A 23,186-nucleotide genomic window follows, 5' to 3' on the forward strand; every position below is an offset into this window, starting at 1 on the left:
TTTTGGTCCTATAGTTCTGCGGCTGTCAACCTCCCACCAATTTCCGAGGGCTCATGGACGGCGAGATCTTCAAGATAGCCATCGTCATCGTGGCCGCTGGCCGCGGAGAGCGTGCGGGTGCGCCGGGAGACGGGCCAAAACAATATCGCCATATCGGTGGCTTGCCAGTCATTCATCATACGCTGCAGAAATTTCTGACCTGGCCAAAGAGCGGCCCGATCGTCGTGGTCATCCACCCGGAAGACGAGGCGCTCTACGCCGCCTCGACGGACGGACTTGGCGGAGCCGAGAACATCATTGTCACCTTCGGCGGCGATACAAGGCAGCGCTCCGTCTACGAGGGCCTGCGGGCGATTGCGGCAACGGAGGCGACCCACGTGATGATCCATGACGCGGCCCGCCCTTTCGTCGACCACGCACTGCTGGATCGCATTGCAGAGGGCTTTGCCGCGGGCAATGACGGAATCTTGCCGGCGATGGCGGTGACCGATACGCTGAAGCGTGGCGGATCGGACGGGCTGGTGCACGAAACGGTTTCGCGGGCGGGGCTCTATGCGGCCCAGACACCGCAGAGCTTCCGTCTCTCGGAAATCCGCACCGCGCATGAAAAGGCCGCAGCCCTTCGCCACGACGACTTCACCGACGATGCCTCGATCGCCGAATGGGCGGGCCTTGCCGTGACGATTGTGGAAGGCTCCGTCGACAATATCAAACTGACACTGAAGCGGGATATCGACATGGCGGACGAAAAACTCACTCAGGGCAACCCTGCCGAACACTACTTGCCGGATGTTCGCACCGGCAATGGCTACGACGTCCACCAGCTCGTGTCCGGCGACGGCGTGACGCTGTGCGGGATCTTCATTCCGCACGATCAGAAGCTGAGCGGCCATTCGGATGCCGACGTGGCGCTGCATGCGCTCACCGACGCGCTGCTTGCCACTTGCGGCGCCGGCGACATCGGCGACCACTTCCCGCCCTCCGATATGCAGTGGAAGGGCGCGGCCTCACGGATCTTTCTTGAGCACGCCGCGAAGATCGTGCGCGAACACGGCGGCACCATCATGAATGCCGATGTGTCGCTGATCGCGGAAGCCCCCAAGGTCGGTCCGCATCGTCAGGAAATGCGCGAAAAGCTCGCCGAAATCCTCGGCATCTCGCTCGACCGCTGCTCGGTCAAGGCGACGACCAACGAGAAGATCGGATTTGTCGGCCGTGGCGAGGGGATCGCGGCGATTGCCACAGCCACCGTCGTGTTCGGCTCGGTGAAGGCATGAGCCTGTTTCCGGACGATATCGAGGCACAGGCCCGCCGCATCATCGAGACGCTTTCAAAGCGCAAGCTGATGGTCTCGACGGCAGAATCCTGCACAGGCGGCCTGATCGCCGGAGCGCTGACCGAGATCGCCGGGTCGTCGGCGGTCGTTGATCGCGGCTTTGTCACTTATACCAATGACGCGAAGACAGACATGCTGGGAGTGCCCTCGTCGGTGCTTGCAACACACGGCGCCGTCTCAAGGGAAACTGCCCTGTTGATGGCAACTGGCGCCCTGTTCCGCTCCCGCGCCGATCTCGCTGTTGCCGTAACAGGCATAGCAGGCCCCGGCGGCGGCTCGGCCGAAAAGCCAGTCGGGCTGGTCCATCTCGCAGCGCGCGGCCGGAACGGAAAGATCCTGCACCGGGAGATGCGCTATGGCGACATCGGCCGAACCGAGATCCGGATTGCGACCGTCAGGACAGCGCTGGAGATGCTGCTGGAGGCGGCGGCCTGAACCTGACCCCAATCAGGCGTAGATCTTGTCCGCGCGCGCTTCGAACGCTTCAGCAAACATGCGGAAGGCGCGGTCGAACATCGAGCCCATCAGAGCGCCGAGAATCATGCTCTTGAATTCATAGTCGATGAAGAAGGCAACGGTGCAACCGTCGGAACCGTCCGTCGCCGGCTCGAACCGCCAGCGGTTATCGAGATACTTGAACGGACCTTCGATATATTTGACATCGATCGCCTGCTCCGCCGGATGCAGCAGGACCTGGGTCGTAAAAGTCTCACGAATCGCCTTGTAGCCGACGGTCATGTCGGCAAGCAGCAACTCCTTGCCGTCACGTTCCTTGCGGGAACGGATCGACAGCGCTTCACAAAGCGGCAGGAATTCCGGATATTTCTCGATGTCGGCGACCAGCGCGTACATCTTCTCGGGACTATGCTTGACGGGGCGTCGTATTTCGAACTTGGGCATGTCGTGGAGTTAATCGCGCACAGGCAGAAGATCAAGAAGCTGACGCATGTGTCGGTGCGATTTCAACATCAGGCGCGCCCAAATCCTGCGCTCTCGCTGTCGTCCAAAAAAATGGCCCTGCCCTCTGGCGGGTTGTTGCTTCAAGGCATATCTGGGACGTCGCCGCTCGGCTCGATAACGGGACGTCGAAAGATTAAATAATTTTAATGTCTCAGCAATGAAGTTGTAATGATCCGCGGGATCAATCCTGCGTATAACGCTTCACGGGAGATGACTGGCCTTTACCTGTCGGAAAGACGCATTCCATGGATGACTTCACGCAAATGATCAAGCTGCTCGAATCCGCCAAGCAACTGGCCGATATGAACCAGCTCCCCATGCTCGCCTATTTTGTGGAAATGGCGAAAGCCGAGACACGCGGACATCGCACGACGCTGCGCGAGCGCCGCCGCGGGCAGGACAAGAACCAGGATAAGATCGAGAAGATTCAAGCGGCCGAGTGATCGGCCGCCAGACCGCAGAAGTGCGGATTACACCGCTGCTGCGAGCAGCTTGCGGGCGCGATTGGCGCGCAGACGGGCGAAATCATCGCCTGCGTGATGCGACGACCGCGTCAGCGGGCTGGACGCCACCATCAGGAAGCCCTTCGTATAGGCCACGGTCTCGTAGGACTTGAACTCCTCCGGCGTCACGAAACTCATCACCGCATGATGCTTGCGGGTCGGCTGCAGATACTGACCGATCGTCAGGAAGTCGACGTCGGCGGTCCGCAGGTCGTCCATCAGCTGCAGCACTTCGTTGCGCTCTTCGCCGAGGCCGACCATGATGCCCGACTTGGTAAACATCGTCGGATCCAGTTCCTTCACCCGCTGCAGCAGACGAACCGAGTGGAAATACCGCGCACCGGGGCGAACCGTCAGGTAGTTGCCAGGAACCGTCTCCATATTGTGGTTGAAGACGTCAGGCTTTGCGGCAACAACGCGCTCGAGCGCGCCCGGCTTCTTGAGGAAGTCCGGTGTCAGGATTTCGATCGTCGTCAACGGTGACGCCGCACGGATCGCCCAGATTACCTTTTCGAAATGCTCGGCACCGCCATCGGCCAGATCGTCACGATCGACCGAGGTGATGACGACGTGGCTGAGGCCCATCTCTTTGACGGCCTTTGCGACATTCTCGGGCTCTGACAGGTCGAGCGCGTTCGGCTTTCCTGTCGAGACGTTGCAGAACGCGCAGGCGCGCGTGCAGATCTCGCCCATGATCATGAACGTGGCGTGCTTCTTGTCCCAGCACTCGCCGATATTAGGGCAACCCGCTTCTTCACAAACAGTGACGAGCTTGTGCTCCTTCACGATCGAGCGGGTTTCCTGATACCCCTTAGAAACCGGAGCCTTGACACGGATCCATTCGGGCTTGCGCAGCACTTCGGTATCGGGCCGATGCGCCTTTTCCGGATGGCGGACACGCTTCTCATCGCCCGTTGCAGGGGTGATGAGGTTTATCCTGTCGAGAATGGTGACCATAAATTACTGTCCTCAACCGCCTTGAATGCGGGTACCGTCAACGCCTGACGAGTTTTGCGACAAATAGCAAAATGCACGAGCCGACGAAACCCTGCACGAGGTAACCCAGCCAACCGCTGGCGACATGGATGTTGGCCGCATTGAAGATCGCGTTGGCAATCACCGCGCCGACGATGCCGATCACGATATTCATGAAGATGCCGAAGCGCATATCCATCAGCTTGCCGGCAAGCCAGCCTGCCAGGCCTCCGATGATGATTGCTGCAAACCAGCCGACGCCCATGTCTTACTCCGTTCAAACCTCTTCAGCAGATATGGGCGGCGAGCCGCCCATATGCAATCCGGGCTGAGACCTAAGCGTTCAGGACGCGGCCATAGGCATCGAGAACGCTTTCCTTCATCGATTCCGAAATCGTCGGATGCGGGAAGATGGTGTGCATCAGGTCTTCTTCCGTCGTCTCGAGGTTCATGGCGACGACGAAGCCCTGGATCAGTTCGGTCACTTCCGCCCCAACCATATGCGCACCGATCAGCTCGCCGGTCTTCTTGTCGAAGATCGTCTTGACCATGCCCTGGTCCTCGCCGAGCGCCACGGCCTTGCCGTTCGCCGCAAACGAGAAGCGGCCGACACGGATCTCGCGGCCCTGCTCCTTGGCCTTGGCTTCCGTCAGACCAACCGACGCGACCTGCGGATTGCAATAGGTGCAGCCCGGGATCTTGCTCTTGTCCATCGCGTGTACGTTCGGCAGGCCGGCGATCTTCTCGATGCAGACGACGGCTTCATGCTCGGCCTTGTGCGCCAGCAGCGGACCGCCGGCAACATCGCCGATCGCGTAGATACCCTCGACATTGGTCTTGCCGTAGCCGTCGATGACGATGAAGCCACGGTCGGTCTTCACGCCGACAGCCTCAAGGCCGATATTCTCGATATTGGCCTGCACGCCGACAGCCGAGATCATCCGGTCTGCGGTAATCTTTTCCGACGTGCCGTCCTTCTTCTCGATCGTGGCCGTGATCGAGTTTGCACCCTTCTCGACCTTCGAGACCTTGGCTTCGAGGTGGATCTTGATGCCCTGCTTGTCGAACTGCTTCTTGGCGAAGGCCGAAATCTCGGCATCCTCGACCGGCATGACCTGGCTCATGATTTCGACCACGGTCACGTCGACGCCCATGGTGCGGTAGAAAGACGCGAACTCGATGCCGATCGCGCCAGACCCCATGACGAGCAGCGACTTCGGCAACTCTTCCGGCTTCATCGCTTCGAAGTAGGTCCAGATCAGCTTGCCATCGGGCTCGATGCCCGGCAGCGCACGCGGACGGGCGCCCGTGGCGACGATGACGTGCTTGGCGTTGTATGTGCCCTCGCCCAGCGTGTTCTTGGGCACCGGACCCTGCGGCTGCACGATCTCCTTGGTGATCTTGCCGACGACGATTTCGGCCATCTGCGAACCGGATGCCGGCTTGGTGACCTTGGCTTCACCCCAGATGATATCGATCTTGTTCTTCTTGAACAGGAAGCCGACGCCGCTGTTCATGCGGTTGGCAATGCCGCGCGACCGCGCAACGACCGCCTTGACGTCGGGCGTGATCGTGCCTTCCAGCGTCAGGCCGTAATCCTTGGCATGCTGCGCGGTGTGCAGCACGTCGGCGGTTCGCAACAGCGCCTTGGTCGGGATGCAGCCCCAGTTGGAGCAGATGCCGGCCAGATGCTCGCGCTCGACGACGGCAACCTTCATGCCCAGCTGGGATGCACGGATCGCGGCGATATAACCGCCCGGACCGGCGCCGATAACGATGAGATCGTAGGACTGAGCCATTGTTTCCTGCCTTTGTCTTTTTAAGTCTGTGCCTGCGGCGACCATCGATACGCGGCCTGCCGATGTGAATTCTTGGGTCAGATGCCGAGCATCATCCGGACGATCGGCTCAAGGCCGCGGCCGATGGCGCGGGTGTCTTCAGCGGTCAGGTGCACACCGTCGAGCGGGCTGGTCTTTGCGACCGATCCCGCATCGAAGAAGCCGCACCCGAGCTCGTCGGCGAGATCGCGATAGAGCGAGGCGAGCATCGACGACTGCTCGATCCCGCCCTGGAACATCGCCGAAAAGATCGGGTCCCCGGTCTCGCAAAGCGGCGGCGGCGAAACGATCAGCACGTCAGGTGCATCATAGTCGAACGACCATTCGTGATGGCGGATCAGTGCGACCAGCCGCTGGATGCCGGCCCGCGCCGCATGCGCCGTGCCGGCGATCACTGGCTTCATGTCGTTGGTGCCGAGCATGATGACGACCAGATCAAGCGGCATGTGGGTGTGGAGGACGGTCGGAAAATTTCTGACGCCGTTGCGATCGCAATCGGCGAGGTTATCATCATAGCCTGTCGTGCGCCCGTTCAGGCCCTCGGCAATCACCGTGACCTCGTCTCCGAGTGCGGCGCCGAGCACGCTCGTCCAGCGATCCTCGAACGCGTGACGGCCGGGACCGATGGGGTCATATCCCCAGGTGAGACTGTCGCCGAAGCAGAGAACGGTTTTCATAGTGTCCATACGCCCAGTCATTCCCTGCCGACCTGTCTCTGTCGAGCTCAGGTCCCCTTCATCAGCGTCTCGACCTTGCTTTCCAACTCGGATATCCGCTCCTCGAAATCACCGGTCATGAATTTCGAGAGCATCGTATCGGCGGTCAGCGCATTGCGAATACTCTTCTGGCCGATCTCAAGCTTGTGCAATTGCTGTTTTACGGCACCGAGTTCACCGCGTATTTCATGCATTTCACCGCGTATTTCACGCAGCATGGGCATGATCATATCTACCGGTTCATTCGCCATCGACGTGCTCCTGAGCGGGCCGTATTCCGCTCCATCAAATATGGTGGAGCAGCTTACAAATGTCACGCATCAAGCGCATTCGCGGATGGGAACGGCCGCGACATAGGCCGCGGCCGAGAGTTTTTTTAAACCAGCATGCCCATCGGGCTTTCGATGTAGCGCTTGAAGGCCGAGGCCAGCTCTGCGCCGAGCGCGCCGTCGATAACGCGGTGGTCGAAGGCGAAGGTTGCCGTCATCACCGTGCCGACTTCGATCTTGCCGCCACGTACGACCGGCTTTTCGACACCGGCGCCAATGGAGACGATCGAGGCCTGCGGCAGATTGATGATCGACGTGAAGTTGGAGACACCGAACATGCCGAGGTTGGACACCGACGTGGTGCCGCCCTGGTATTCTTCCGGCTTCAGCTTCTTGTCGCGGGCCCGCTTGGCGAGATCCTTGACCTCGTTGGAGATGACCGACAGCGTCTTCGTCTCGGCCTTGCGGACGATCGGCGTGATCAGACCATCCGGGATCGAGACCGCGACGCCGACATCCGCATGCTTGTGCAGGACGCGGGCAGAAGACGTCCAGGAGGCGTTCGCCATCGGAACGTCGCGCAGGGCCAGCGCCATCGCCTTGATGATGAAGTCGTTGACGGAAAGCTTGAAGGCCGGAACCTCACCCTTTTCCGTCTTCTTCACCGGCGCGGACGCATTGATCTCGGCGCGCAGCTTGAGCATGGCATCGAGTTCGCAGTCCATCGAAACGAAATACGACGGAACCGTCTGGGTCGACTCGGTCAGGCGCGAGGCGATCGTCTTGCGCATGCCGTCATGCGGGAGCAGCTCGTAGGAGCCTTCCGCAAACAGCTTCATGATGCTGTCGTCCGACGGACCCTTTGCCATCGGCGCGGCTGCAGCCTGAGCGGCACCAGCCGTTGCCGAAGTCGCTTGAGACGGAGCGGCCTTTGCACCGCCGGAAGCGGCAGCCTTTTCGATATCGGCCTTGACGACACGGCCATGTGGGCCGGTGCCGGTAACGCCGGTGAGATCGAGACCGGCTTCCTTGGCCATGCGACGGGCAAGCGGTGAGGAAAACACGCGCTTGCCATCTTCTGCCTTCGGAGCAGGCGTCGAGGGTGCCGGAGCAGCATCCGTCAGCGGCTTGTCGGCGTTGGCTTCGGACTTCGGTGCTTCGGAAGCCTTATCCGCGGGAGCGGCTTCTGCCTTTGGAGCTTCTGCCTTGGCCGCTTCTGCCTTTGGAGCCTCGCCGCCAGAAGCGGCGGCCGAAACATCTTCGCCATCTACGGCAAGGATGGCGATCAGGGCGTTGACCTTGACGCCTTCGGTGCCGGCCGGAACCACCAGCTTGGCGACAACGCCTTCATCGACGGCTTCGACTTCCATCGTTGCCTTGTCGGTCTCGATTTCGGCGATCACGTCGCCGGACTTGACCGTATCGCCTTCCTTGACCAGCCACTTGGCGAGGTTGCCCTCTTCCATGGTCGGCGACAGGGCAGGCATGGTGATGTTGATAGGCATGTTAATCCTCCGCCCACACAAGTTCAAACTGGGCAAGTTCGTCAGGATGTTCCGTCAGCCGGGTGACGTCCTCAGGCGTCACTTCGATGTAACCGGCAACGTCTTCAAGCCAGCCGTCGACTGCACCAATCACGCCAATCTCTTCGCGCGGGACACCGACGATCACCTCGGTGTCTTCGGTCTTGACCAAGGCCCAGAACACAATTCTTTCAAAGACCGGGTTGTTCTTGGTGCCGATCACTCGGAACCAAGAACCGGAAACCGGCAGAATCTGCTTCACAGAAGATTTCGGCATCACCCGGATCCTTACTTGTAGCAGACGGTCTTCACCGCCTGAACGACTTCACCGACATTCGGCAGCGCCAGCTTTTCAAGGTTGGCGGCGTAAGGCATGGGCACGTCCTTGCCGGCGATCGTCAGGATCGGCGCATCGAGATAGTCGAAGGCCTGCTGCATGACGCGGGTGGCAATCTCGGTACCGACCGAAGACTGCGGATAGCCTTCCTCGACGGTGACCAGACGACCCGTCTTCTTCACCGATTCGATCACGGTCGGCAGGTCCATCGGACGGATGGTGCGAAGATCGATCAGTTCGACATCGATGCCGTCCTTCTCGAGTTCGGCAACCGCCTTCGTGGCATAGGCCATGCCGATACCGAAGGACACGACAGTGACGTCCTTGCCCGTCTTGTGGATACGCGCCTTGCCGATCGGCAGAACGAAATCGTCCAGCTTCGGCACTTCGAACTGCTGTCCGTAGAGGATCTCGTTTTCCAGGAAGATGACCGGGTTCGGATCGCGGATCGCAGCCTTCAAAAGACCCTTCGCATCGGCAGCCGTATAGGGCATGACGACCTTGAGGCCCGGGATCTGGCTGTACCAGGCGGCATAGTCCTGGCTGTGCTGCGCGCCGACGCGGGCAGCGGCACCATTCGGACCACGGAACACGATCGGCGCACCCATCTGGCCGCCGGACATGTAGAGCGTCTTGGCAGCCGAGTTGATGATGTGGTCGATCGCCTGCATGGCGAAGTTGAACGTCATGAACTCGACGATCGGCTTCAGGCCGGCCATTGCAGCACCGACGCCGACGCCGGCAAAGCCGTGTTCGGTGATCGGCGTATCGACGACGCGACGCGCGCCGAATTCCTGCAACAGGCCTTGCGTGATCTTGTAGGCGCCCTGGTATTCGGCGACTTCCTCACCCATCACGAACACATCGCCATCGCGACGCATTTCTTCGGCCATGGCATCGCGAAGCGCTTCGCGAACCGTGGTCATCACCATTTCGGTGCCGGCCGGAATGTCCGGATCGGCAGCAATTTCGATCTTCGGCTGGGCCGGAACCTTGGCGTCAGCAGGTGTCTCGTCCTTGGCTTCGCGGGCCTTGCCGCCGGCCGCATCGGAGGTCGCCGCCGGAGTGTCGGCATCGGCCTTCGGAGCATCCGCCTGGGGCGCGCTTTCCTGTGCAGGCTTGTCAGCCTTCATGTCGTCGGCGGTTTCGCCTTCGCCAAGCAGGATTGCGATCTTGGTGTTGACCTTGACGTTCTCGGTGCCGGCCTCGATCAGCAGCTTGCCGATCACGCCTTCATCCACAGCTTCCACTTCCATGGTCGCCTTGTCGGTCTCGATTTCGGCGATCACGTCGCCGGAGGTGACCTTGTCACCCTCTTTTTTCAGCCACTTGCTGAGCGTGCCTTCTTCCATCGTGGGAGAAAGCGCGGGCATCAGGATATCGATTGGCATTGAGGTTCCCTCCCCGCGATCAGAGCAGAATGTCGGTGTAGAGCTCGGATACATCCGGCTCCGGATCGTTCTGGGCAAAATCTGCAGAATCCGAGACCACGTCACGGATATCCTTGTCGATCGCCTTCAGTTCATCCTCGGTCGCCCAGCCACCGTCGAGGATGCGCAGACGCACCTGTTCGATCGGATCCTGCTCGGAGCGCATCTTCTGCACTTCTTCCTTGGAACGATACTTCGCCGGGTCGGACATCGAGTGACCACGGTAGCGGTAGGTCAGCATTTCGAGAATGATCGGACCCTTGCCGGAACGGCAGTGAGCGAGCGCCTCGTCGCCGGCGGCCTTGACGGCGCGCACATCCATGCCATCCACCTGGATGCCGGGAATGCCGAAGCCGGAGCCGCGCAGCGAATAGTTCGACTGCGCCGTCGCGCGGGCGGTCGATGTGCCCATCGCATAACGGTTGTTCTCGACGATATAGACGATCGGGAGCTTCCAGAGAGCAGCCATGTTGAAGCTCTCGTACACCTGGCCCTGGTTGGCAGCGCCATCGCCGAAATAGGCGACCGATACGCTGTCATTGCCGCGATAGGCATTGGCGAAAGCAAGACCGGTGCCGAGAGACACCTGCGCGCCGACGATGCCGTGGCCGCCATAGAACTGCTTTTCCTTGGAGAACATGTGCATCGAGCCGCCCTTCCCCTTGGAATAGCCGCCGCGACGCCCCGTCAGTTCCGCCATCACACCACGGGCACTCATGCCGGTTGCCAGCATATGGCCGTGGTCACGATAGGCGGTGATGACCTGATCGCCCTCTTTCTGCGCCATCTGCATGCCGACGACGACAGCTTCCTGGCCGATATAGAGGTGACAGAAACCACCGATGAAGCCCATGCCGTAAAGCTGGCCGGCCTTTTCCTCGAAGCGGCGGATGAGCAGCATTTCGCGATACGCGTGCAGCTCGTCATCCTTGCCGAAGTCCGACATATTCTTGCCGGTAAAATCCTTTGAAACGTTCTGGGTTGCAGACTTTGCCGCCGTTTTGCGGCCGGACGTAGACGCGGTTTTAGCTTGCGCCATCGATCCCTCCCTGTGTGCTGCTCTTTGTAAAGGGGACATCATGTCAAAATGACGCACCCTGGTTTCGGAGCGTAACATAGGGAAGAAAGCACGGACCAGCAATGCCATAATTGCATGGCTCACATCCAAATTAAATCACTGATATCGTTGCTGAATTGTGAAATTAACCAGCTTGTGGTTAATTTAGAAGTAGTTGTTGAAGATGACGATCTCGTCGCGCTTGGAGACGTTGAGCTGGTAGCGGGCGATCTCGTCGAGCATGTCCTTCTCGAGAGACCCGTCGCTCATCAGCTGGACCTGACGCTCCAACGCCTTGCGACCGTCGGTCAGCCTTGTCAGTTCGGCAACCCGCTCGATCCGCCGCTTCTCGAATTTCTCCGTCGCGATCAGCCCGAGTTCGCCATGCACGGAATGATATCCGAAATAGGAAACGAATGCGATCGTGATGGCAGGCAGGACGAAACGACCGAATTTTCTTTTCTTGTGATGCTTGGTCCACATGCTCACGAGACGCCTACCCATTACGCTAAACTGGATCAGGATCGATCCGAACTGCGAGAGAGAATCGCAGAACTTGCTTAAGCAATGGTTGACCGGGGAGCCTCGACCGGCGACTTCACCCGCTCGACGTCACCCAGAAATGCGAAAGGCCGGAGCTTTTGGCTCCGGCCTCCGTTTCAATCTGCAACAATCGCTTAGTTGACGGCCTTGTCAACCAGCTTGTTCTTGCCGATCCATGGCATCATGGCGCGAAGCTTGGTGCCGACTTCCTCGATCTGGTGCTTGTCGTTCATACGGCGGATGCCCTTGAAGCGGGCGCCACCGGCACGGTATTCCTGCATCCAGTCGGACGTGAACTTGCCGGTCTGGATATCGGTCAGAACCCGCTTCATCTCGGCCTTTGTCTCGGCGGTGATGATGCGCGGACCGGTGACGTATTCGCCCCACTCGGCCGTGTTGGAGATCGAGTAGTTCATGTTGGCGATACCGCCTTCATAGATCAGGTCGACGATCAGCTTCACTTCGTGCAGGCATTCGAAATAGGCCATCTCAGGCGCATAACCGCCTTCGACCAGCGTTTCGAAACCGGCGCGGATCAGTTCGACGAGACCGCCGCAGAGAACAGCCTGTTCGCCGAACAGATCGGTTTCGCACTCTTCCTTGAACGTGGTCTCGATAATGCCGGACCGGCCGCCGCCAACGCCACAAGCGTAGGAGAGAGCGATCTCAAGCGCATTGCCGGACGCGTTCTGGTCGATGGCAACGAGGCAAGGAACGCCGCCGCCCTTCTGGTATTCGCCACGAACCGTATGGCCCGGGCCCTTTGGTGCGATCATGACGACGTCGACCGAAGCCTTCGGCTCGATCAGGCCGAAATGGACGTTGAGGCCGTGGGCGAAAGCGATGGCAGCGCCGTCGCGAATGTTGCCGGCGATGTCGGCCTTGTAGATGTCTGCCTGCAGCTCGTCGGGAGCCGCCATCATCATCAGATCTGCCCAGGCGGCAGCTTCGGCAACGGTCATGACCTTAAAGCCATCGGCTTCGGCCTTCTTGACGGTCGGCGAATCGGCACGCAGGGCGATGACGACATTGCTGGCACCACTGTCCTTCAGGTTCAGCGCGTGGGCGCGACCCTGCGAACCGTAACCGATGATGGCAACCTTCTTGGACTTGATGAGATTGAGATCAGCATCCCGATCGTAATAAACGCGCATCGTATGTTCCTTCCCTATGAACGTAACTGTTGTTGATGATTAGCGGGCCGCGGAGGTGCGTGACACCTCCAGCGGCTGTTTCTCGGTGCGATACAGCGACAGAAAGGCATCGATGGCTCTTTCCGCCTGACGTGCAGTATCCTTCAGCCCGGGTTCGCCGAGCAGCATGCGGACATGCAGGTCGGAGACGATCAGGCCGTAAAGCGTATGATAGGCGGCATCCGCGTTGTCGAACCGCAGGAGCCCTACCCGTTTGCCCGCATCGATCAGCGCCATGGCGCGACGATCGATCTGGCGGCGGCCGTGCTCGACCAGCAGCTTGCCGAGCTTGGATCCGTTCGGTCCGGCACCCGGTCCCGACTGGCCGATCGCCAGCCGGTTGAGCGCCAGCGACACATCGCCGGATAAAACCTCCAGCAGATCGCGTGCAAAAAGTTCGAGATGATCCCGCAAAAGCTCGGCACTCAGCCGCTCGCCGGACCGCTCGAACGTGCGGACCTTGGCGGCCTGGTGGGCGATCATCGCCGCCAGCAGGCCTTCACGGTCGCCGAACCACTTGTAGAGGCTTTCCTTCGAGCAGCTTGCGGCGCGCGCAAGCCCGGATGTGGTGAGCGCCTTCTCCCCGCCTTCGACGAGCAGACGCAGCGCCTGCTCCAGAACCTCGTTCTGGCGCGGCGAAAAGTCGGGCATGTCTGCGGTTTCGGTTCTCACGGCTCACCTCTGAAGTACCGTACGGTACGGTTCTGCCGGTATAAATGATTTCAGATGCCCGTCAAGTGCTTCTGGCGGGTCCTGTGAATAAGATGCGGGAAGAGTTTGGTCGGCCAAGCCGGGAGAGAACTCTCGCTAATCCGCGTCAGCCGGCGGACGGCTCACGCACTGAGCTGATGTCACGGCTCGGCGACATGCCGTAGAGACGGCCATATTCGCGGCTGAACTGGGACGGGCTCTGGTAACCGACACGGTGGCCGGCATTGCCTGCATCCAGCCCGTCGACCAGCATCAACCGGCGCGCCTCGTGAAGGCGGAGATGCTTCTGGAACTGGACAGGCGTGAGAGCCGTCACGGCCTTAAAGTGATGGTGGAACGAGGACGGGCTCATTCCCACGTGATCCGACAGATCCTCGATCTTGAGCGGACGATGGAAATTTGATCGCAACCAACTGACGGCTCGTGCGATTCTGGAACTCTGCGTTTCCGACATGGCCATATGGACAAGCCTTGGCCCATCGGGCGAGGTCAGCAGGCGGTAGAAGATCTCCTGTTCGATAAGCGGCACCATCGCAGCGATATCGGATGGCGTATCAAGCAACCGCACCAGTCTGGTTGTCGCATCGATCAGATCAGGCGACGCATGGTTGACCGTCAGCCCGCGGTATCCCTCGCTTGCCAGAGAGTCTGGCTGGAAGTTGATACGGTCGAACAATTCGTGCAGCCGCTCCATCTTCAGATCGAGGCAGAGGCAGTAGTAGGGAATATCGCCGCTGGCCTCCACCACCCAGGACGCGACGGGCAGATCGAGCGAGGTCAGCAGATACTGGCCGACGCCATAGCGATACGTCTCACGGCCAAGCGTCAGGCTCTTGGAGCCCTGTAGCACCAGCGTGTAACTGGGAGAATAGGCCGTATGAAGCGGCGCTGTTGGAGCCGAACATCGGTGCAGCCGCAACCCTTCGATCGCAGTCGTGCCGTCATTGCCTTCGACCGCATGCCGGGCAGCGAGTGCCGTCAGTTCCTGATAGGGCATGAAGGAAATTGTCATGAAGTCTCACCACCGTCGCGCGTTCCGGCACTGACATGGCAAATCCATATCAGGCACAAGACAGAGGTAGTATCCGAAAACGGAATTTGTAGGATCGTGCAAGAAGCTTGCAGGATCGATCTAACGCTTGTGACGACAGATCGGCATAGTCCGGCAGTTGATTTCAACTGAAAATGAATGGAGTTTTCCATGGCTATTGCACGAGGCTATGCCGCGACCGACGCCACCAAGCCGCTCACACCGTTTACCTTCGAGCGCCGCGAGCCGAACGAAGATGACGTCGTGATCGATATCAAATTCGCCGGCATCTGCCATTCCGACATCCATACCGTCCGCAACGAATGGAAGAACGCCGTCTACCCGATCGTTCCCGGTCACGAGATCGCCGGCATCGTTACCGCCGTCGGTTCGGCCGTCACCAAATTCAAGGTCGGCGACCGCGTCGGCGTCGGCTGCTTCGTCGATAGCTGCGTCGGCTGCGCAGCGCGTGATGTCGACAACGAGCAGTATATGCCAGGCCTCGTCCAGACCTATAACGATGTCGATACGTTGAACGGCAATGCGGCCACCCAGGGCGGCTATTCCGATCACATCGTCGTCAAGGAAGGCTATGTCCTGTCGATCCCGGAAAATCTTCCGCTCGACGCTGCCGCTCCGCTGCTGTGCGCCGGTATCACGCTCTATTCGCCGCTCCACCATTGGCAGGCTGGCCCTGGCAAGAAGGTCGCGATCGTCGGCATGGGCGGTCTCGGCCATATGGGCGTCAAGATCGGTGCCGCGATGGGCGCTGATATCACCGTCCTCTCGCAGAGCCTCTCCAAGAAGGAAGACGGCCTGAAGCTCGGCGCCAAGGAATATTACGCGACGAGCGACGCGGAAACCTTCACCAAGCTTGCCGGTACCTTCGATCTGATCATCTGCACCGCAGGTGTGGCGATCGACTGGAACGCCTATCTCGGCCTGCTCAAGGTCAACGGCTCGATGGTCATCGTCGGTGCACCGGAGCATGCGATCCCGGTTCATGCCTTCTCGCTGATCCCGGGCCGCAAGAGCCTGTCGGGTTCGATGATCGGCTCGATCAAGGAAACCCAGGACATGCTGGATTTCTGCGGCAAGCACGACATCGTTTCGGAAATCGAGATGATCAAGATCCAGGAAGTCAACGAAGCCTATGAGCGCGTGCTGAAGAGCGACGTGCGCTACCGCTTCGTCATCGACATGGCATCGCTCGACGCCTGATCCGTTTGGTATAGTGCACTGACAGGGGCGGTCTTCGGGCCGCCCTTTGTGTTAGCGAAGATCGCCCGCGTCGAACTTCGACCGTGCCGCCCTGACGTTGGCGTGGTTGCTTGCCGCCCACGCAAGCACTGCCGAGAGTGGTTCAAACAGCGAGTAGCCTAGCGGCGTCATCCGGTATTCGACGCTTGGCGGCTTGGTCGGAAACACCTGCCGATCGATGTAACCGTCGCGCTGCAGATCCCGCAGCGTCTGCGTCAGCATCCGCTGGGAAATATCGGGCACAAGCCGCCGCAGCTCGCCGAACCGGTACGGCTTTTCCGAAAGCGCCTGAAGAATGAGCGTCGACCACTTGCCTGCGATCTGGTTCATCACGTCCCGGACCGGACAGTTCCCGGCATCCCAGGTTGACGTGTCACAGGGTCGCTCAGCCAGCGTCGGCTTGCTTGCGGTAACGGCCATTGCGGTGGTTCCCTTTTGGTAACGATCTCCCTCAAACCTGCCTCCTTTACAGGAGGTCGTCAATTCCTATTCTAGTGTTAGTCTCTTTTTGAGACCAACAAAGATAGGAAACGCAGGATGACCAAACTTCTCGTCACCGGTGCCGCCGGTCAGCTCGGCCGCGCCGTTCTTCATCACCTCCTGGAGACATCGAACGTTTCTGCAGGCGATATCGTTGCCGCCAGCCGTGATCCATCCAAACTGTCGGAGCTTGCGGCCAAGAGTATCGAAACCCGCAAGGCGGATTTCACCGACGAAGCCGGGCTGGTAGAGGCGTTCAAAGGGATCGATCGCGTGCTGATCATCTCGACCGATGATCTCGCCACGCCGGGTGGTCGCCTCAAGCAGCACAAGGCTGCCGTTGCCGCTGCAGATAAGGCCGGCGTAAAGCACATCCTCTACACGTCTATGCCGAACCCGGACAGATCGCTGGTGAGCTTCGCGCCGGATCATCTCGGCACCGAGGAGGCCATCAAGGCGACGGGGCTGTCCTACACGATCCTGCGCAACGCCTGGTACGGCGACAATTATCTGATGTCGATGCCGCATAACCTCGCGACCGGCACCTGGTACACGGCCATGGGCGACGGCAAGCTTTCCAACATCGCGCGCGATGACTGCGCCCGCGCCGCCGCCGCAGCGCTCGCCAATCCCCCGGCCGGCAACAGGACGGTGACATTGACGGGCTCGGAAAGCCTCAGCGCGGACGAGATCGCAGCACTGGTTTCGAAGGTCACAGGCAAGCCGCTTGCGGTCGTCAAAGTCACCGAGGAGCAACTTGCAGGCGGAATGGCCAATGCGGGGCTTCCCGACTTCCTGATCAAGATGCTCGTATCCGCCGACGCCAATATCAAGGCGGGCAACTTTGATCTGGTGACCGACGATTACGAGACGCTGACAGGTGCAAAGCCCCAATCGCTTGCGTCCTATTTAGACAGCCGCAAGGCCGACCTCACCGCGTAAGACAACAGGCGACCTAGTTCCGGTATTTAGTTGACTCAGTCAACTAAATACCGGAACATCTATCCTCCTGGATGGGAGGATCATCATGTCTAGAGCAGAGACCTTCGAGGCAATCCGCGCCTTCAACCGCTTCTACACCAACAAGCTCGGCGTGCTGTCGAAGGGGTACCTCGATACCGACCACACGCTGACGGAAGCGCGTATCCTCTACGAGATCGGCGCGAGCCAAAGAATTTCGGCCACCGAGCTCAACCGTGAACTCGGGCTCGATCCTGCCTATCTCAGCCGCATCCTGAAGAAATTCCGCGAAGCAGGCTTTCTCGAGAGCGAACCCGACCCGTTGGACCGGCGCAGTCAAATCCTGACGATTACCGCGCCGGGGAAAGCGGAATACGAAATGCTCGGCACGCGATCGAGAGCGCAGATCGCCCGCGAGCTTTCCGGCGTCAGCGACGGTGATCGAGACAGATTGGTCACCGCGATGGCTACCATCCACGGCATCCTGGCAACCACAGAGCGCTCCACGGCACCGGTCGTGATCCGTGAACACCGAACCGGCGACATGGGCTGGCTGATTGAGGCGCAGGCGGTTGCCTATACGCGGGAATACGGGTGGAACGACCGGTTCGAAGGTCTCGTTGCCGAGGTGGCGGGACGGTTCATCCAAAACTTCAATCCGGACAGGGAGCGGTGCTGGATTGCCGAGACAGACGGACGCCGCATCGGCTCGGTTCTGGTCGCCGACGCCGGCCAGAACATCGCCAAGCTGCGCGTCCTTTATGTCGATCCTGCAGGCCGTGGCCTCGGCCTTGGCAGGACCCTTGTCGAGCACTGCATCGCCTTCGCGAAGGCGGCAGGCTATACCAAGCTTTCGCTGTGGACCAATGACGTGCTGAAGGCTGCCCTTCACATCTACGAGGCCACCGGCTTCACGCTTGTCGCCGAGGAGAGACATGCGATGTTCGGCCCGGAATGCATTGGCCAGACCTGGGAACTCGATCTGACGGACGTACCACGCGCCGATGTCTGAGATCGTGCTTGGATCCCTGGATCACGCCCGAGGATCCATACCCTGCCAGACGATCAGGACTCGTCCTTCAGCGTTTCCTTCTGGGTGATCAGCCGCGCGCTATGCTGGCCGGACAGATAAATCCACAGCCAGCTCCAGGCGACGGCGGCGCGTGATCTCGTGCCGATCAGGAAGTAGATATGGGCAAGCCCCCAGATCCACCAGGCAAGTCCGCCGGTCAGCTTGAACTTGCCGAAATCGATCACCGCCGCACGCTTGCCGATGGTTGCTAGACTGCCCTGATGGCGATAGTGGAACGCCGCAGGCACAGGCTTGCCGGCGAGCCGCGTCTTGATCACCTTCGAGACGTATTCGCCCTGCTGCTTGGCGGCCGGCGCGATGCCGGGCACCGGCTTGCCGTCGTCCTGCGAGACCAGCGCGGTATCGCCGATGACAAAGATCTCGGGCTGCTCGGGGACTGACAGATCCGGACCGACGACGGCGCGCCCTGCCCGGTCCGCCGACGCGCCGATCCAGCGCGCTGCGGGCGATGCCTGAACACCGGCTGCCCAGATCACCGTCTTGCAGGGAATGAACGCGTCGCCAACGGTGACGCCTTCCTCGGTGATCGCGGTGACGGGCTTGCCGGTATGAACCTCGACGCCGAGCTTTTCGAGCGCCGTCTTCGTGTAAGCCGACAGATCCTCGGTGAAAGCCGGCAGCACGCGTGGACCTGCCTCGATCAGCATCACCCGTGTTCGGGTCGTGTCGATCTTGCGGAATTCCTTCGGCAGCACCTTGTTCGCGAGTTCCGCGATCATGCCGGCCATTTCCACGCCTGTCGGACCGGCGCCGATGATCGCGAATGTCAGCTCGGAATCCAGCTCCGACGTCTTTTCCGCCATCTCTGCCCGCTCGAATGCGAGCAGGATGCGGCGGCGCAATGTCGTCGCATCCTCCAACGTCTTCAGGCCGGGCGCGACACTTTCCCATTCGTCGCGGCCGAAATACGCGTGGCGTGCGCCGGTTGCGAGAACCAGCGTATCATAGGGCACCATACGGCCGGACGCGAGCTTCACCGTCTTCGCACCCTTGTCGATCCCGAGAACTTCATCGAGCACCGTCGTGACATCGCGCCGATCGCGGAACAGCCTGCGGATCGGCCATGCGATTTCCGACGTGGCGAGCACCGTCGTCGCGACCTGATAGAGGAGCGGCTGGAACAGATGATGGTTGCGACGATCGATGAGCGTGATGTCGGCATCGGCACCTTTCAGCCCATGCACCGTCTGCAATCCCCCGAAACCTCCCCCGACGACGACAACTCTATGCTTGCTCACGATGGATGCTTCCCCGAATGACGAATGACAATGAAATGCTGCAGCGCAATATGATGCAGGTCTTAATCAAGTTCTCAGTCAACGGAACTGCGGCACTTTGTCCATCTGCCTTTTGTGCAAGGCAGGGAGCCGCCTGATGCAAGGCATTCAGGCGCTCGATAGCGCCGCTTGGGGGCAGCATCCGACCCGTCGCCTTCACGCGGTTACAAGCCTGCCGTGACGGCACCAGACGTTGACAGCCTCATGGTCGAAGAGAGAGCCGCGGCTGCGGGTTCAGTTAGATCGTCTGACCGCAGGCGCGGCAGAAACGACGCACCGTCTCGGCCATTCCGTATTCCAGCGCATCGGCCGTCAGCCCGTGGCCGATCGAGACTTCGGCAAGCGCCGGAATGCGCTTCACCAGCGCGGGGAGATTGTCGACCGTCAGGTCGTGCCCGGCATTGACGCCAAGGCCTTGCGCCAATGCAGCATCCGCAGTCCTGCCCAACAGCTCGAGAAACTCGATGCCGCGTTCCGGATTGTCGAAACAGCCGCCATAGGGACCGGTATAAAGTTCGATCCGGTCGGCGCCGGTCGCCTTGGCAAGCTTTACTGCCTCGACATCTCCGTCACCATCGGCAAACAGCGAAACGCGCATACCGCCCTTTTTCAAGCGCGCCACGATCGGCTTCAACATTTCGCCTGTCGCACGGAAATCGAAACCGTGGTCGGACGTCGCCTGGGCCGGATCGTCAGGCACCAATGTCACCTGCTCCGGCTGGATACGTTCGCACAGTGCCAGGAAATCCTCGCTCGGATAGCCTTCGATGTTGAATTCCGCATCTGGGAATTCGTCGTCGATCAGGGCGCGCAAAACCGGCAGATCGGAAAAACGGATATGGCGCTGGTCGGGACGCGGATGAACCGTCAGTCCGGATGCCCCGGCCTGCAACGCAATCCGCCCCAAAGCTTCAACGCTCGGCCACGGAAGATCGCGGCGATTGCGGAGCATGGCGACAGCATTGAGATTGACGGAGAGCGTAGTGGTCATGGCAGCGTCCGAAGCGAGAAATGTCAGCCTGCTTTTAGGACATGCGCAGCGTGTTGACCACCGTTTGGGAACATTACGTAGAAAATAGATCTTTCCGATACGTAAGCATATTATAATCTACAAAAATCCGGAGTAGTAATCGTTAAAACTTTACGTACGGTGTCTTCATGCAGAATTCGCCAAGTCGGCAAGATGCGGCACATGAGGCCGGCGAGGCGAATTCTGCTGTCACGATCAATCGGGTCCGCATTCCTTTCACCGAAGATCATCCGCTCATCATGACGCATAAAGCGGCCTGTGGATGCAATCGAGCAGGACCAGCTAGCGACCGAAGGATCCGATGCGAAGCGACCTGTTTGATGCACCGAGCCAGACTTCCCAGCCCTCCTGCCTGTTGTCGCCGGAATTCCTGGCGATCAGATTTTTCCCGCAAATCCAGTTGCCGTTCGAGCTGCCGGATCAGCCTGTGCCGATTGCCGACGTGGCGGACCTGTTCGGCGTAACGCACCGGACACTGCATTTCTACGAGGAAAAAGGGCTGCTGGTCGCAGGCCGTGCAACGGGACGCGGAACGGCCCCGATGCGGGTTTACGCATCAGATCAGATCCGTCGCATGGCAGTTATCACGGCCTGCCGCGAGGTCGGCATCGGCATCGTGATGATCCAGGACCTCCTGTCGGAGCTGGCAGGAGCCGCCAGCCAGGCCAAGGCCGACGACATCTTCAGTACCGCACTTCAACAACGCAAACGGGAGATGACCGCAGAGATCTCCCAGATCCGGCGGCAGATGCAGCAGATCGAGACCCTGGTGTCGCAGGACACCGACGACCGTGCCGAGACCAGCCGGACTGCAGCCTGTCCGCCGCTTGCCGATATCGAACGCCGATGCCTGTCGTTGATGAGCGATGGATATTCCGCATCAAGGATAGCCCGCGAGCTTGAGATTGATCTAGACGAAATGCGCCGAATCGAGATCGCGCTGATCGACAAGTTCGAGGCGAGCAACCGTTTTCAGGCAATCGCCAAGGCACTGGTGGCCGGTGTCGTCCTCAACTGAAGCGCTCTAGCGGACGATCGTCAGCGTTTCGGCAGCACGGGTGATCGCCGTGTAGAGCCAGCGCTCACGCGTATCGCGAAAGGCAAAACTCTCGTCGAACAGAACGACGTTCTGCCACTGTGAACCCTGCGCCTTGTGGACGGTCAGCGCATAGCCGTAATCGAACTCGTCATAGCGTTTGCGTGTCGACCACGGAATTTCCTCGTCGCTCTCAAACGCGGTCTTCAGCAGCTTGATCTTGGCTGCACCGCGATCCATGTCGTCGTCTTCCGGGCGGATCATCAGATTGATACCGGGCTTGACGGTTTCTCGCGATGAACTCATCACCTGCCACAGAGACCCGTTCAAAAGGCCCTTGACCTGATCGTTGCGAAGGCAGACCAGCTTGTCGCCGGACTGCGGGTAATCGGCGGTAAAGCCCTTCAGTTCGCGAAGGCGCTGGTTGTAGCGCTTGCGGGTCCGGTTGGTTCCGACCAGAACCTGGTCGGCCTCCATCACCAGTTCCTGCGTCACCTCGTTGCGGGAAATGACCTTCGCCTTGCCGTAATCGCCACGCATGATCTCCTTGCCTTCGCGCACGGTCATGGCGAGCTGGATGATCGGGTTGTCCTGCGCCTGGCGATGGATATCGGTCAGCAAATAATCCGGTTCCTGTTCGGTAAAGAACCCGCCGCCTGTGACCGGCGGCAGCTGGCCGGGATCACCCAGAACCAGAACAGGCGTGCCGAAGCTTAAGAGGTCACGCCCCAGCTGTTCGTCCACCATCGAGCATTCGTCGATGACGATCAGTGCAGCTTTGGTGAGCGGGCTCTGGCGATTGATTGAGAACATCGGCGACACGGATGTCTTGCCGGTTTCCTCGTTTTCAACCTCTTCCTCGCCCCGGGGGCGATAGATCAGCGAGTGAATGGTTTTGGCATTGCGCGCGCCGCGCGACCGCAGAACCTGCGCCGCCTTGCCGGTAAACGCGGCAAACAGCACGTCGCCATCCACATGCTCGGCGAAATGCTTGGCAAGCGTCGTCTTGCCCGTGCCCGCATACCCGAACAAACGGAAAACCTGGCTACGGCCTTCCTTCAGCCATTTCGAAACAGCCTTCAAGGCCTCGTCTTGTTGCGGCGCAAATTGCATGGCCGCGACTTGGCAGGATTCTGCCTGTCAGCGCAACTGAAAAGAACGAAAGATGAATCGAAGCCGGGGGATGAAGAAGGTGCTTCAGGCGCCCAGCGCGTATTTCCGGACATTGCCCGACTCGGCGGACTCCATCTCATGCTTGGCCGCACGGGCCAGAAAGCCGGATCGGGTAAATCCATTCGCCTCGGCGAAAGCGTCGATCGACGCAAGCATGTCTTCGGGAAGCGTGATGTTGATGCGAACGGCCTTTTTGCCCTCGGTCTTGAGCGAAACAAGGATGGCGACACCGTCCCTGTTGTCCTGGTTTTCCATCACCGCATCAAGCGAAGCCGGTTCCGGAATGGCATCGCCATCTTCCAGCAATCCTTCGACATGCAACGCCAGCGCTTCCTCAGCCATGCGCCGCGCCTCATCCAGATCCCGACCAGCGGTGACAACACCGGGGAAATCCGGGAAGGAAACGCCGAAATCGCTGTCGGCACCCTTATGAATCAGTGCGATATAATTGCGCAT

Annotated in this window: 26 protein-coding genes; 7 read left to right on the forward strand and 19 right to left on the reverse strand. The window is 60.0% G+C overall.

Translation table 11 applies throughout. From position 1 onward, the window contains the following. Window positions 1-53 precede the first annotated feature (53 nt). Both ASF70_RS15860 and ASF70_RS15865 read left to right on the forward strand, forming a co-directional pair. Window positions 54-1,277 carry a bifunctional 2-C-methyl-D-erythritol 4-phosphate cytidylyltransferase/2-C-methyl-D-erythritol 2,4-cyclodiphosphate synthase gene (locus ASF70_RS15860; RefSeq protein WP_062580983.1) on the forward strand — a complete coding sequence of 408 codons (1,224 nt, stop codon included), beginning with the start codon at window positions 54-56 and terminating at the stop codon, window positions 1,275-1,277. Beyond that, window positions 1,274-1,771, forward strand: coding sequence for a CinA family protein (locus ASF70_RS15865; protein ID WP_062580985.1), 498 nt, complete (start codon window positions 1,274-1,276; stop codon window positions 1,769-1,771). The genes ASF70_RS15860 and ASF70_RS15865 overlap by 4 nt, the downstream gene beginning before the upstream one ends. Before the next feature lie 12 nt (window positions 1,772-1,783). Here the strand turns inward: ASF70_RS15865 and ASF70_RS15870 are convergent, their stop codons facing one another. Further along, entirely contained in the window at window positions 1,784-2,236 is a 453-nt protein-coding gene (locus ASF70_RS15870) for a type II toxin-antitoxin system RatA family toxin (RefSeq protein ID WP_062456381.1), read from the reverse strand. A 305-nt stretch (window positions 2,237-2,541) separates the two neighbouring features. Between ASF70_RS15870 and ASF70_RS15875 the strand changes: the two genes are divergently transcribed. Continuing rightward, entirely contained in the window at window positions 2,542-2,739 is a 198-nt protein-coding gene (locus tag ASF70_RS15875) for a hypothetical protein (protein ID WP_062580987.1), read from the forward strand. A 27-nt stretch (window positions 2,740-2,766) separates the two neighbouring features. Here ASF70_RS15875 and lipA read toward each other — a convergent pair whose 3' ends face one another. The 13 genes from lipA to ASF70_RS15940 form a co-directional block, all read right to left on the reverse strand. Then, window positions 2,767-3,756, reverse strand: a complete 990-nt coding sequence (gene lipA, locus ASF70_RS15880; protein WP_062580989.1) for a lipoyl synthase — start codon at window positions 3,754-3,756, stop codon at window positions 2,767-2,769. Window positions 3,757-3,793: 37 nt separating this feature from the next. Further along, a complete protein-coding gene (locus ASF70_RS15885) occupies window positions 3,794-4,039 on the reverse strand; it encodes a GlsB/YeaQ/YmgE family stress response membrane protein (RefSeq protein ID WP_062456372.1) in 246 nt (81 codons plus the stop codon). A gap of 70 nt (window positions 4,040-4,109) precedes the next feature. Next, window positions 4,110-5,573 carry a dihydrolipoyl dehydrogenase gene (gene lpdA / locus ASF70_RS15890; RefSeq protein WP_062580991.1) on the reverse strand — a complete coding sequence of 488 codons (1,464 nt, stop codon included), beginning with the start codon at window positions 5,571-5,573 and terminating at the stop codon, window positions 4,110-4,112. 77 nt (window positions 5,574-5,650) lie between these two features. Then, window positions 5,651-6,289: an SGNH/GDSL hydrolase family protein gene (locus ASF70_RS15895; RefSeq protein ID WP_062580993.1), complete on the reverse strand. Its 639-nt coding sequence runs from the start codon at window positions 6,287-6,289 to the stop codon at window positions 5,651-5,653. 47 nt (window positions 6,290-6,336) lie between these two features. Beyond that, a complete protein-coding gene (locus ASF70_RS15900; protein WP_062456364.1) occupies window positions 6,337-6,579 on the reverse strand; it encodes a hypothetical protein in 243 nt (80 codons plus the stop codon). A gap of 125 nt (window positions 6,580-6,704) precedes the next feature. After that, window positions 6,705-8,102, reverse strand: coding sequence for a pyruvate dehydrogenase complex dihydrolipoamide acetyltransferase (locus tag ASF70_RS15905; protein ID WP_062580995.1), 1,398 nt, complete (start codon window positions 8,100-8,102; stop codon window positions 6,705-6,707). Between the two features lies 1 nt (window position 8,103). Beyond that, complete coding sequence (locus ASF70_RS15910) at window positions 8,104-8,397, reverse strand: hypothetical protein (RefSeq protein ID WP_062580997.1); 294 nt, start codon at window positions 8,395-8,397, stop codon at window positions 8,104-8,106. A gap of 11 nt (window positions 8,398-8,408) precedes the next feature. Then, window positions 8,409-9,848 (reverse strand): pyruvate dehydrogenase complex E1 component subunit beta, encoded by a 1,440-nt coding sequence (locus ASF70_RS15915; RefSeq protein WP_062581004.1) that lies wholly within the window; start codon window positions 9,846-9,848, stop codon window positions 8,409-8,411. A 19-nt stretch (window positions 9,849-9,867) separates the two neighbouring features. Next, the gene (pdhA, locus tag ASF70_RS15920; RefSeq protein WP_062456352.1) at window positions 9,868-10,926 is read right to left on the reverse strand and encodes a pyruvate dehydrogenase (acetyl-transferring) E1 component subunit alpha; all 1,059 of its coding nucleotides are present in this window, start codon (window positions 10,924-10,926) and stop codon (window positions 9,868-9,870) included. Window positions 10,927-11,109: 183 nt separating this feature from the next. Beyond that, the gene (locus ASF70_RS15925; RefSeq protein ID WP_062581006.1) at window positions 11,110-11,427 is read right to left on the reverse strand and encodes a septum formation initiator family protein; all 318 of its coding nucleotides are present in this window, start codon (window positions 11,425-11,427) and stop codon (window positions 11,110-11,112) included. Window positions 11,428-11,621: 194 nt separating this feature from the next. Then, on the reverse strand, window positions 11,622-12,641 hold the full coding sequence (gene ilvC, locus ASF70_RS15930; RefSeq protein ID WP_062456348.1) for a ketol-acid reductoisomerase: 1,020 nt from the start codon (window positions 12,639-12,641) through the stop codon (window positions 11,622-11,624). Window positions 12,642-12,680: 39 nt separating this feature from the next. After that, entirely contained in the window at window positions 12,681-13,331 is a 651-nt protein-coding gene (locus ASF70_RS15935; RefSeq protein ID WP_062581008.1) for a TetR/AcrR family transcriptional regulator, read from the reverse strand. A 166-nt stretch (window positions 13,332-13,497) separates the two neighbouring features. Beyond that, window positions 13,498-14,403: an AraC family transcriptional regulator gene (locus tag ASF70_RS15940; protein ID WP_062581010.1), complete on the reverse strand. Its 906-nt coding sequence runs from the start codon at window positions 14,401-14,403 to the stop codon at window positions 13,498-13,500. 189 nt (window positions 14,404-14,592) lie between these two features. Between ASF70_RS15940 and ASF70_RS15945 the strand changes: the two genes are divergently transcribed. After that, window positions 14,593-15,642: an NAD(P)-dependent alcohol dehydrogenase gene (locus ASF70_RS15945; RefSeq protein ID WP_062581447.1), complete on the forward strand. Its 1,050-nt coding sequence runs from the start codon at window positions 14,593-14,595 to the stop codon at window positions 15,640-15,642. A 51-nt stretch (window positions 15,643-15,693) separates the two neighbouring features. Here the strand turns inward: ASF70_RS15945 and ASF70_RS15950 are convergent, their stop codons facing one another. Next, a complete protein-coding gene (locus ASF70_RS15950) occupies window positions 15,694-16,101 on the reverse strand; it encodes a helix-turn-helix domain-containing protein (RefSeq protein ID WP_062581012.1) in 408 nt (135 codons plus the stop codon). Between the two features lie 117 nt (window positions 16,102-16,218). Here ASF70_RS15950 and ASF70_RS15955 point away from each other — a divergent pair, with 117 nt between their 5' ends. Next, on the forward strand, window positions 16,219-17,103 hold the full coding sequence (locus tag ASF70_RS15955) for an SDR family oxidoreductase (protein WP_062581013.1): 885 nt from the start codon (window positions 16,219-16,221) through the stop codon (window positions 17,101-17,103). Between the two features lie 85 nt (window positions 17,104-17,188). Next, on the forward strand, window positions 17,189-18,133 hold the full coding sequence (locus tag ASF70_RS15960) for a helix-turn-helix domain-containing GNAT family N-acetyltransferase (RefSeq protein WP_062581015.1): 945 nt from the start codon (window positions 17,189-17,191) through the stop codon (window positions 18,131-18,133). Between the two features lie 53 nt (window positions 18,134-18,186). On the opposite strand, the gene ASF70_RS15965 is transcribed toward ASF70_RS15960, so the two are convergent. Together ASF70_RS15965 and ASF70_RS15970 are read right to left on the reverse strand one after the other, a co-directional pair. Next, on the reverse strand, window positions 18,187-19,455 hold the full coding sequence (locus tag ASF70_RS15965) for an NAD(P)/FAD-dependent oxidoreductase (RefSeq protein WP_244474072.1): 1,269 nt from the start codon (window positions 19,453-19,455) through the stop codon (window positions 18,187-18,189). Between the two features lie 274 nt (window positions 19,456-19,729). Beyond that, window positions 19,730-20,482: a pyridoxine 5'-phosphate synthase gene (locus tag ASF70_RS15970; RefSeq protein ID WP_062581017.1), complete on the reverse strand. Its 753-nt coding sequence runs from the start codon at window positions 20,480-20,482 to the stop codon at window positions 19,730-19,732. 340 nt (window positions 20,483-20,822) lie between these two features. On the opposite strand from ASF70_RS15970, the gene ASF70_RS15975 reads away from it, so the two are divergent. Continuing rightward, complete coding sequence (locus tag ASF70_RS15975) at window positions 20,823-21,539, forward strand: MerR family transcriptional regulator (protein ID WP_082471931.1); 717 nt, start codon at window positions 20,823-20,825, stop codon at window positions 21,537-21,539. Window positions 21,540-21,545: 6 nt separating this feature from the next. On the opposite strand, the gene ASF70_RS15980 is transcribed toward ASF70_RS15975, so the two are convergent. Both ASF70_RS15980 and ASF70_RS15985 read right to left on the reverse strand, forming a co-directional pair. Beyond that, complete coding sequence (locus ASF70_RS15980; RefSeq protein WP_062581019.1) at window positions 21,546-22,670, reverse strand: ATP-dependent RecD-like DNA helicase; 1,125 nt, start codon at window positions 22,668-22,670, stop codon at window positions 21,546-21,548. 84 nt (window positions 22,671-22,754) lie between these two features. Then, window positions 22,755-23,186, reverse strand: coding sequence for a type II toxin-antitoxin system HicB family antitoxin (locus ASF70_RS15985; protein WP_062581021.1), 432 nt, complete (start codon window positions 23,184-23,186; stop codon window positions 22,755-22,757).

Origin of the sequence: Rhizobium sp. Leaf321, assembly GCF_001423215.1 — a bacterium.
GTDB lineage: Bacteria > Pseudomonadota > Alphaproteobacteria > Rhizobiales > Rhizobiaceae > Neorhizobium > Neorhizobium soli.

Bases quoted from the DNA above. Each gene is read 5' to 3' on its own strand.
- ASF70_RS15860 (WP_062580983.1), top strand. From the start codon at position 54: ATGGACGGCGAGATCTTCAAGATAGCCATCGTCATCGTGGCCGCTGGC.
- ASF70_RS15865 (WP_062580985.1), top strand. From the start codon at position 1,274: ATGAGCCTGTTTCCGGACGATATCGAGGCACAGGCCCGCCGCATCATC.
- ASF70_RS15870 (WP_062456381.1), bottom strand. From the start codon at position 2,236: ATGCCCAAGTTCGAAATACGACGCCCCGTCAAGCATAGTCCCGAGAAG.
- ASF70_RS15875 (WP_062580987.1), top strand. From the start codon at position 2,542: ATGGATGACTTCACGCAAATGATCAAGCTGCTCGAATCCGCCAAGCAA.
- lipA (WP_062580989.1), bottom strand. From the start codon at position 3,756: ATGGTCACCATTCTCGACAGGATAAACCTCATCACCCCTGCAACGGGC.
- ASF70_RS15885 (WP_062456372.1), bottom strand. From the start codon at position 4,039: ATGGGCGTCGGCTGGTTTGCAGCAATCATCATCGGAGGCCTGGCAGGC.
- lpdA (WP_062580991.1), bottom strand. From the start codon at position 5,573: ATGGCTCAGTCCTACGATCTCATCGTTATCGGCGCCGGTCCGGGCGGT.
- ASF70_RS15895 (WP_062580993.1), bottom strand. From the start codon at position 6,289: ATGAAAACCGTTCTCTGCTTCGGCGACAGTCTCACCTGGGGATATGAC.
- ASF70_RS15900 (WP_062456364.1), bottom strand. From the start codon at position 6,579: ATGGCGAATGAACCGGTAGATATGATCATGCCCATGCTGCGTGAAATA.
- ASF70_RS15905 (WP_062580995.1), bottom strand. From the start codon at position 8,102: ATGCCTATCAACATCACCATGCCTGCCCTGTCGCCGACCATGGAAGAG.
- ASF70_RS15910 (WP_062580997.1), bottom strand. From the start codon at position 8,397: ATGCCGAAATCTTCTGTGAAGCAGATTCTGCCGGTTTCCGGTTCTTGG.
- ASF70_RS15915 (WP_062581004.1), bottom strand. From the start codon at position 9,848: ATGCCAATCGATATCCTGATGCCCGCGCTTTCTCCCACGATGGAAGAA.
- pdhA (WP_062456352.1), bottom strand. From the start codon at position 10,926: ATGGCGCAAGCTAAAACCGCGTCTACGTCCGGCCGCAAAACGGCGGCA.
- ASF70_RS15925 (WP_062581006.1), bottom strand. From the start codon at position 11,427: ATGTGGACCAAGCATCACAAGAAAAGAAAATTCGGTCGTTTCGTCCTG.
- ilvC (WP_062456348.1), bottom strand. From the start codon at position 12,641: ATGCGCGTTTATTACGATCGGGATGCTGATCTCAATCTCATCAAGTCC.
- ASF70_RS15935 (WP_062581008.1), bottom strand. From the start codon at position 13,331: ATGCCCGACTTTTCGCCGCGCCAGAACGAGGTTCTGGAGCAGGCGCTG.
- ASF70_RS15940 (WP_062581010.1), bottom strand. From the start codon at position 14,403: ATGACAATTTCCTTCATGCCCTATCAGGAACTGACGGCACTCGCTGCC.
- ASF70_RS15945 (WP_062581447.1), top strand. From the start codon at position 14,593: ATGGCTATTGCACGAGGCTATGCCGCGACCGACGCCACCAAGCCGCTC.
- ASF70_RS15950 (WP_062581012.1), bottom strand. From the start codon at position 16,101: ATGGCCGTTACCGCAAGCAAGCCGACGCTGGCTGAGCGACCCTGTGAC.
- ASF70_RS15955 (WP_062581013.1), top strand. From the start codon at position 16,219: ATGACCAAACTTCTCGTCACCGGTGCCGCCGGTCAGCTCGGCCGCGCC.
- ASF70_RS15960 (WP_062581015.1), top strand. From the start codon at position 17,189: ATGTCTAGAGCAGAGACCTTCGAGGCAATCCGCGCCTTCAACCGCTTC.
- ASF70_RS15970 (WP_062581017.1), bottom strand. From the start codon at position 20,482: ATGACCACTACGCTCTCCGTCAATCTCAATGCTGTCGCCATGCTCCGC.
- ASF70_RS15975 (WP_082471931.1), top strand. From the start codon at position 20,823: ATGCGAAGCGACCTGTTTGATGCACCGAGCCAGACTTCCCAGCCCTCC.
- ASF70_RS15980 (WP_062581019.1), bottom strand. From the start codon at position 22,670: ATGCAATTTGCGCCGCAACAAGACGAGGCCTTGAAGGCTGTTTCGAAA.
- ASF70_RS15985 (WP_062581021.1), bottom strand. From the start codon at position 23,186: ATGCGCAATTATATCGCACTGATTCATAAGGGTGCCGACAGCGATTTC.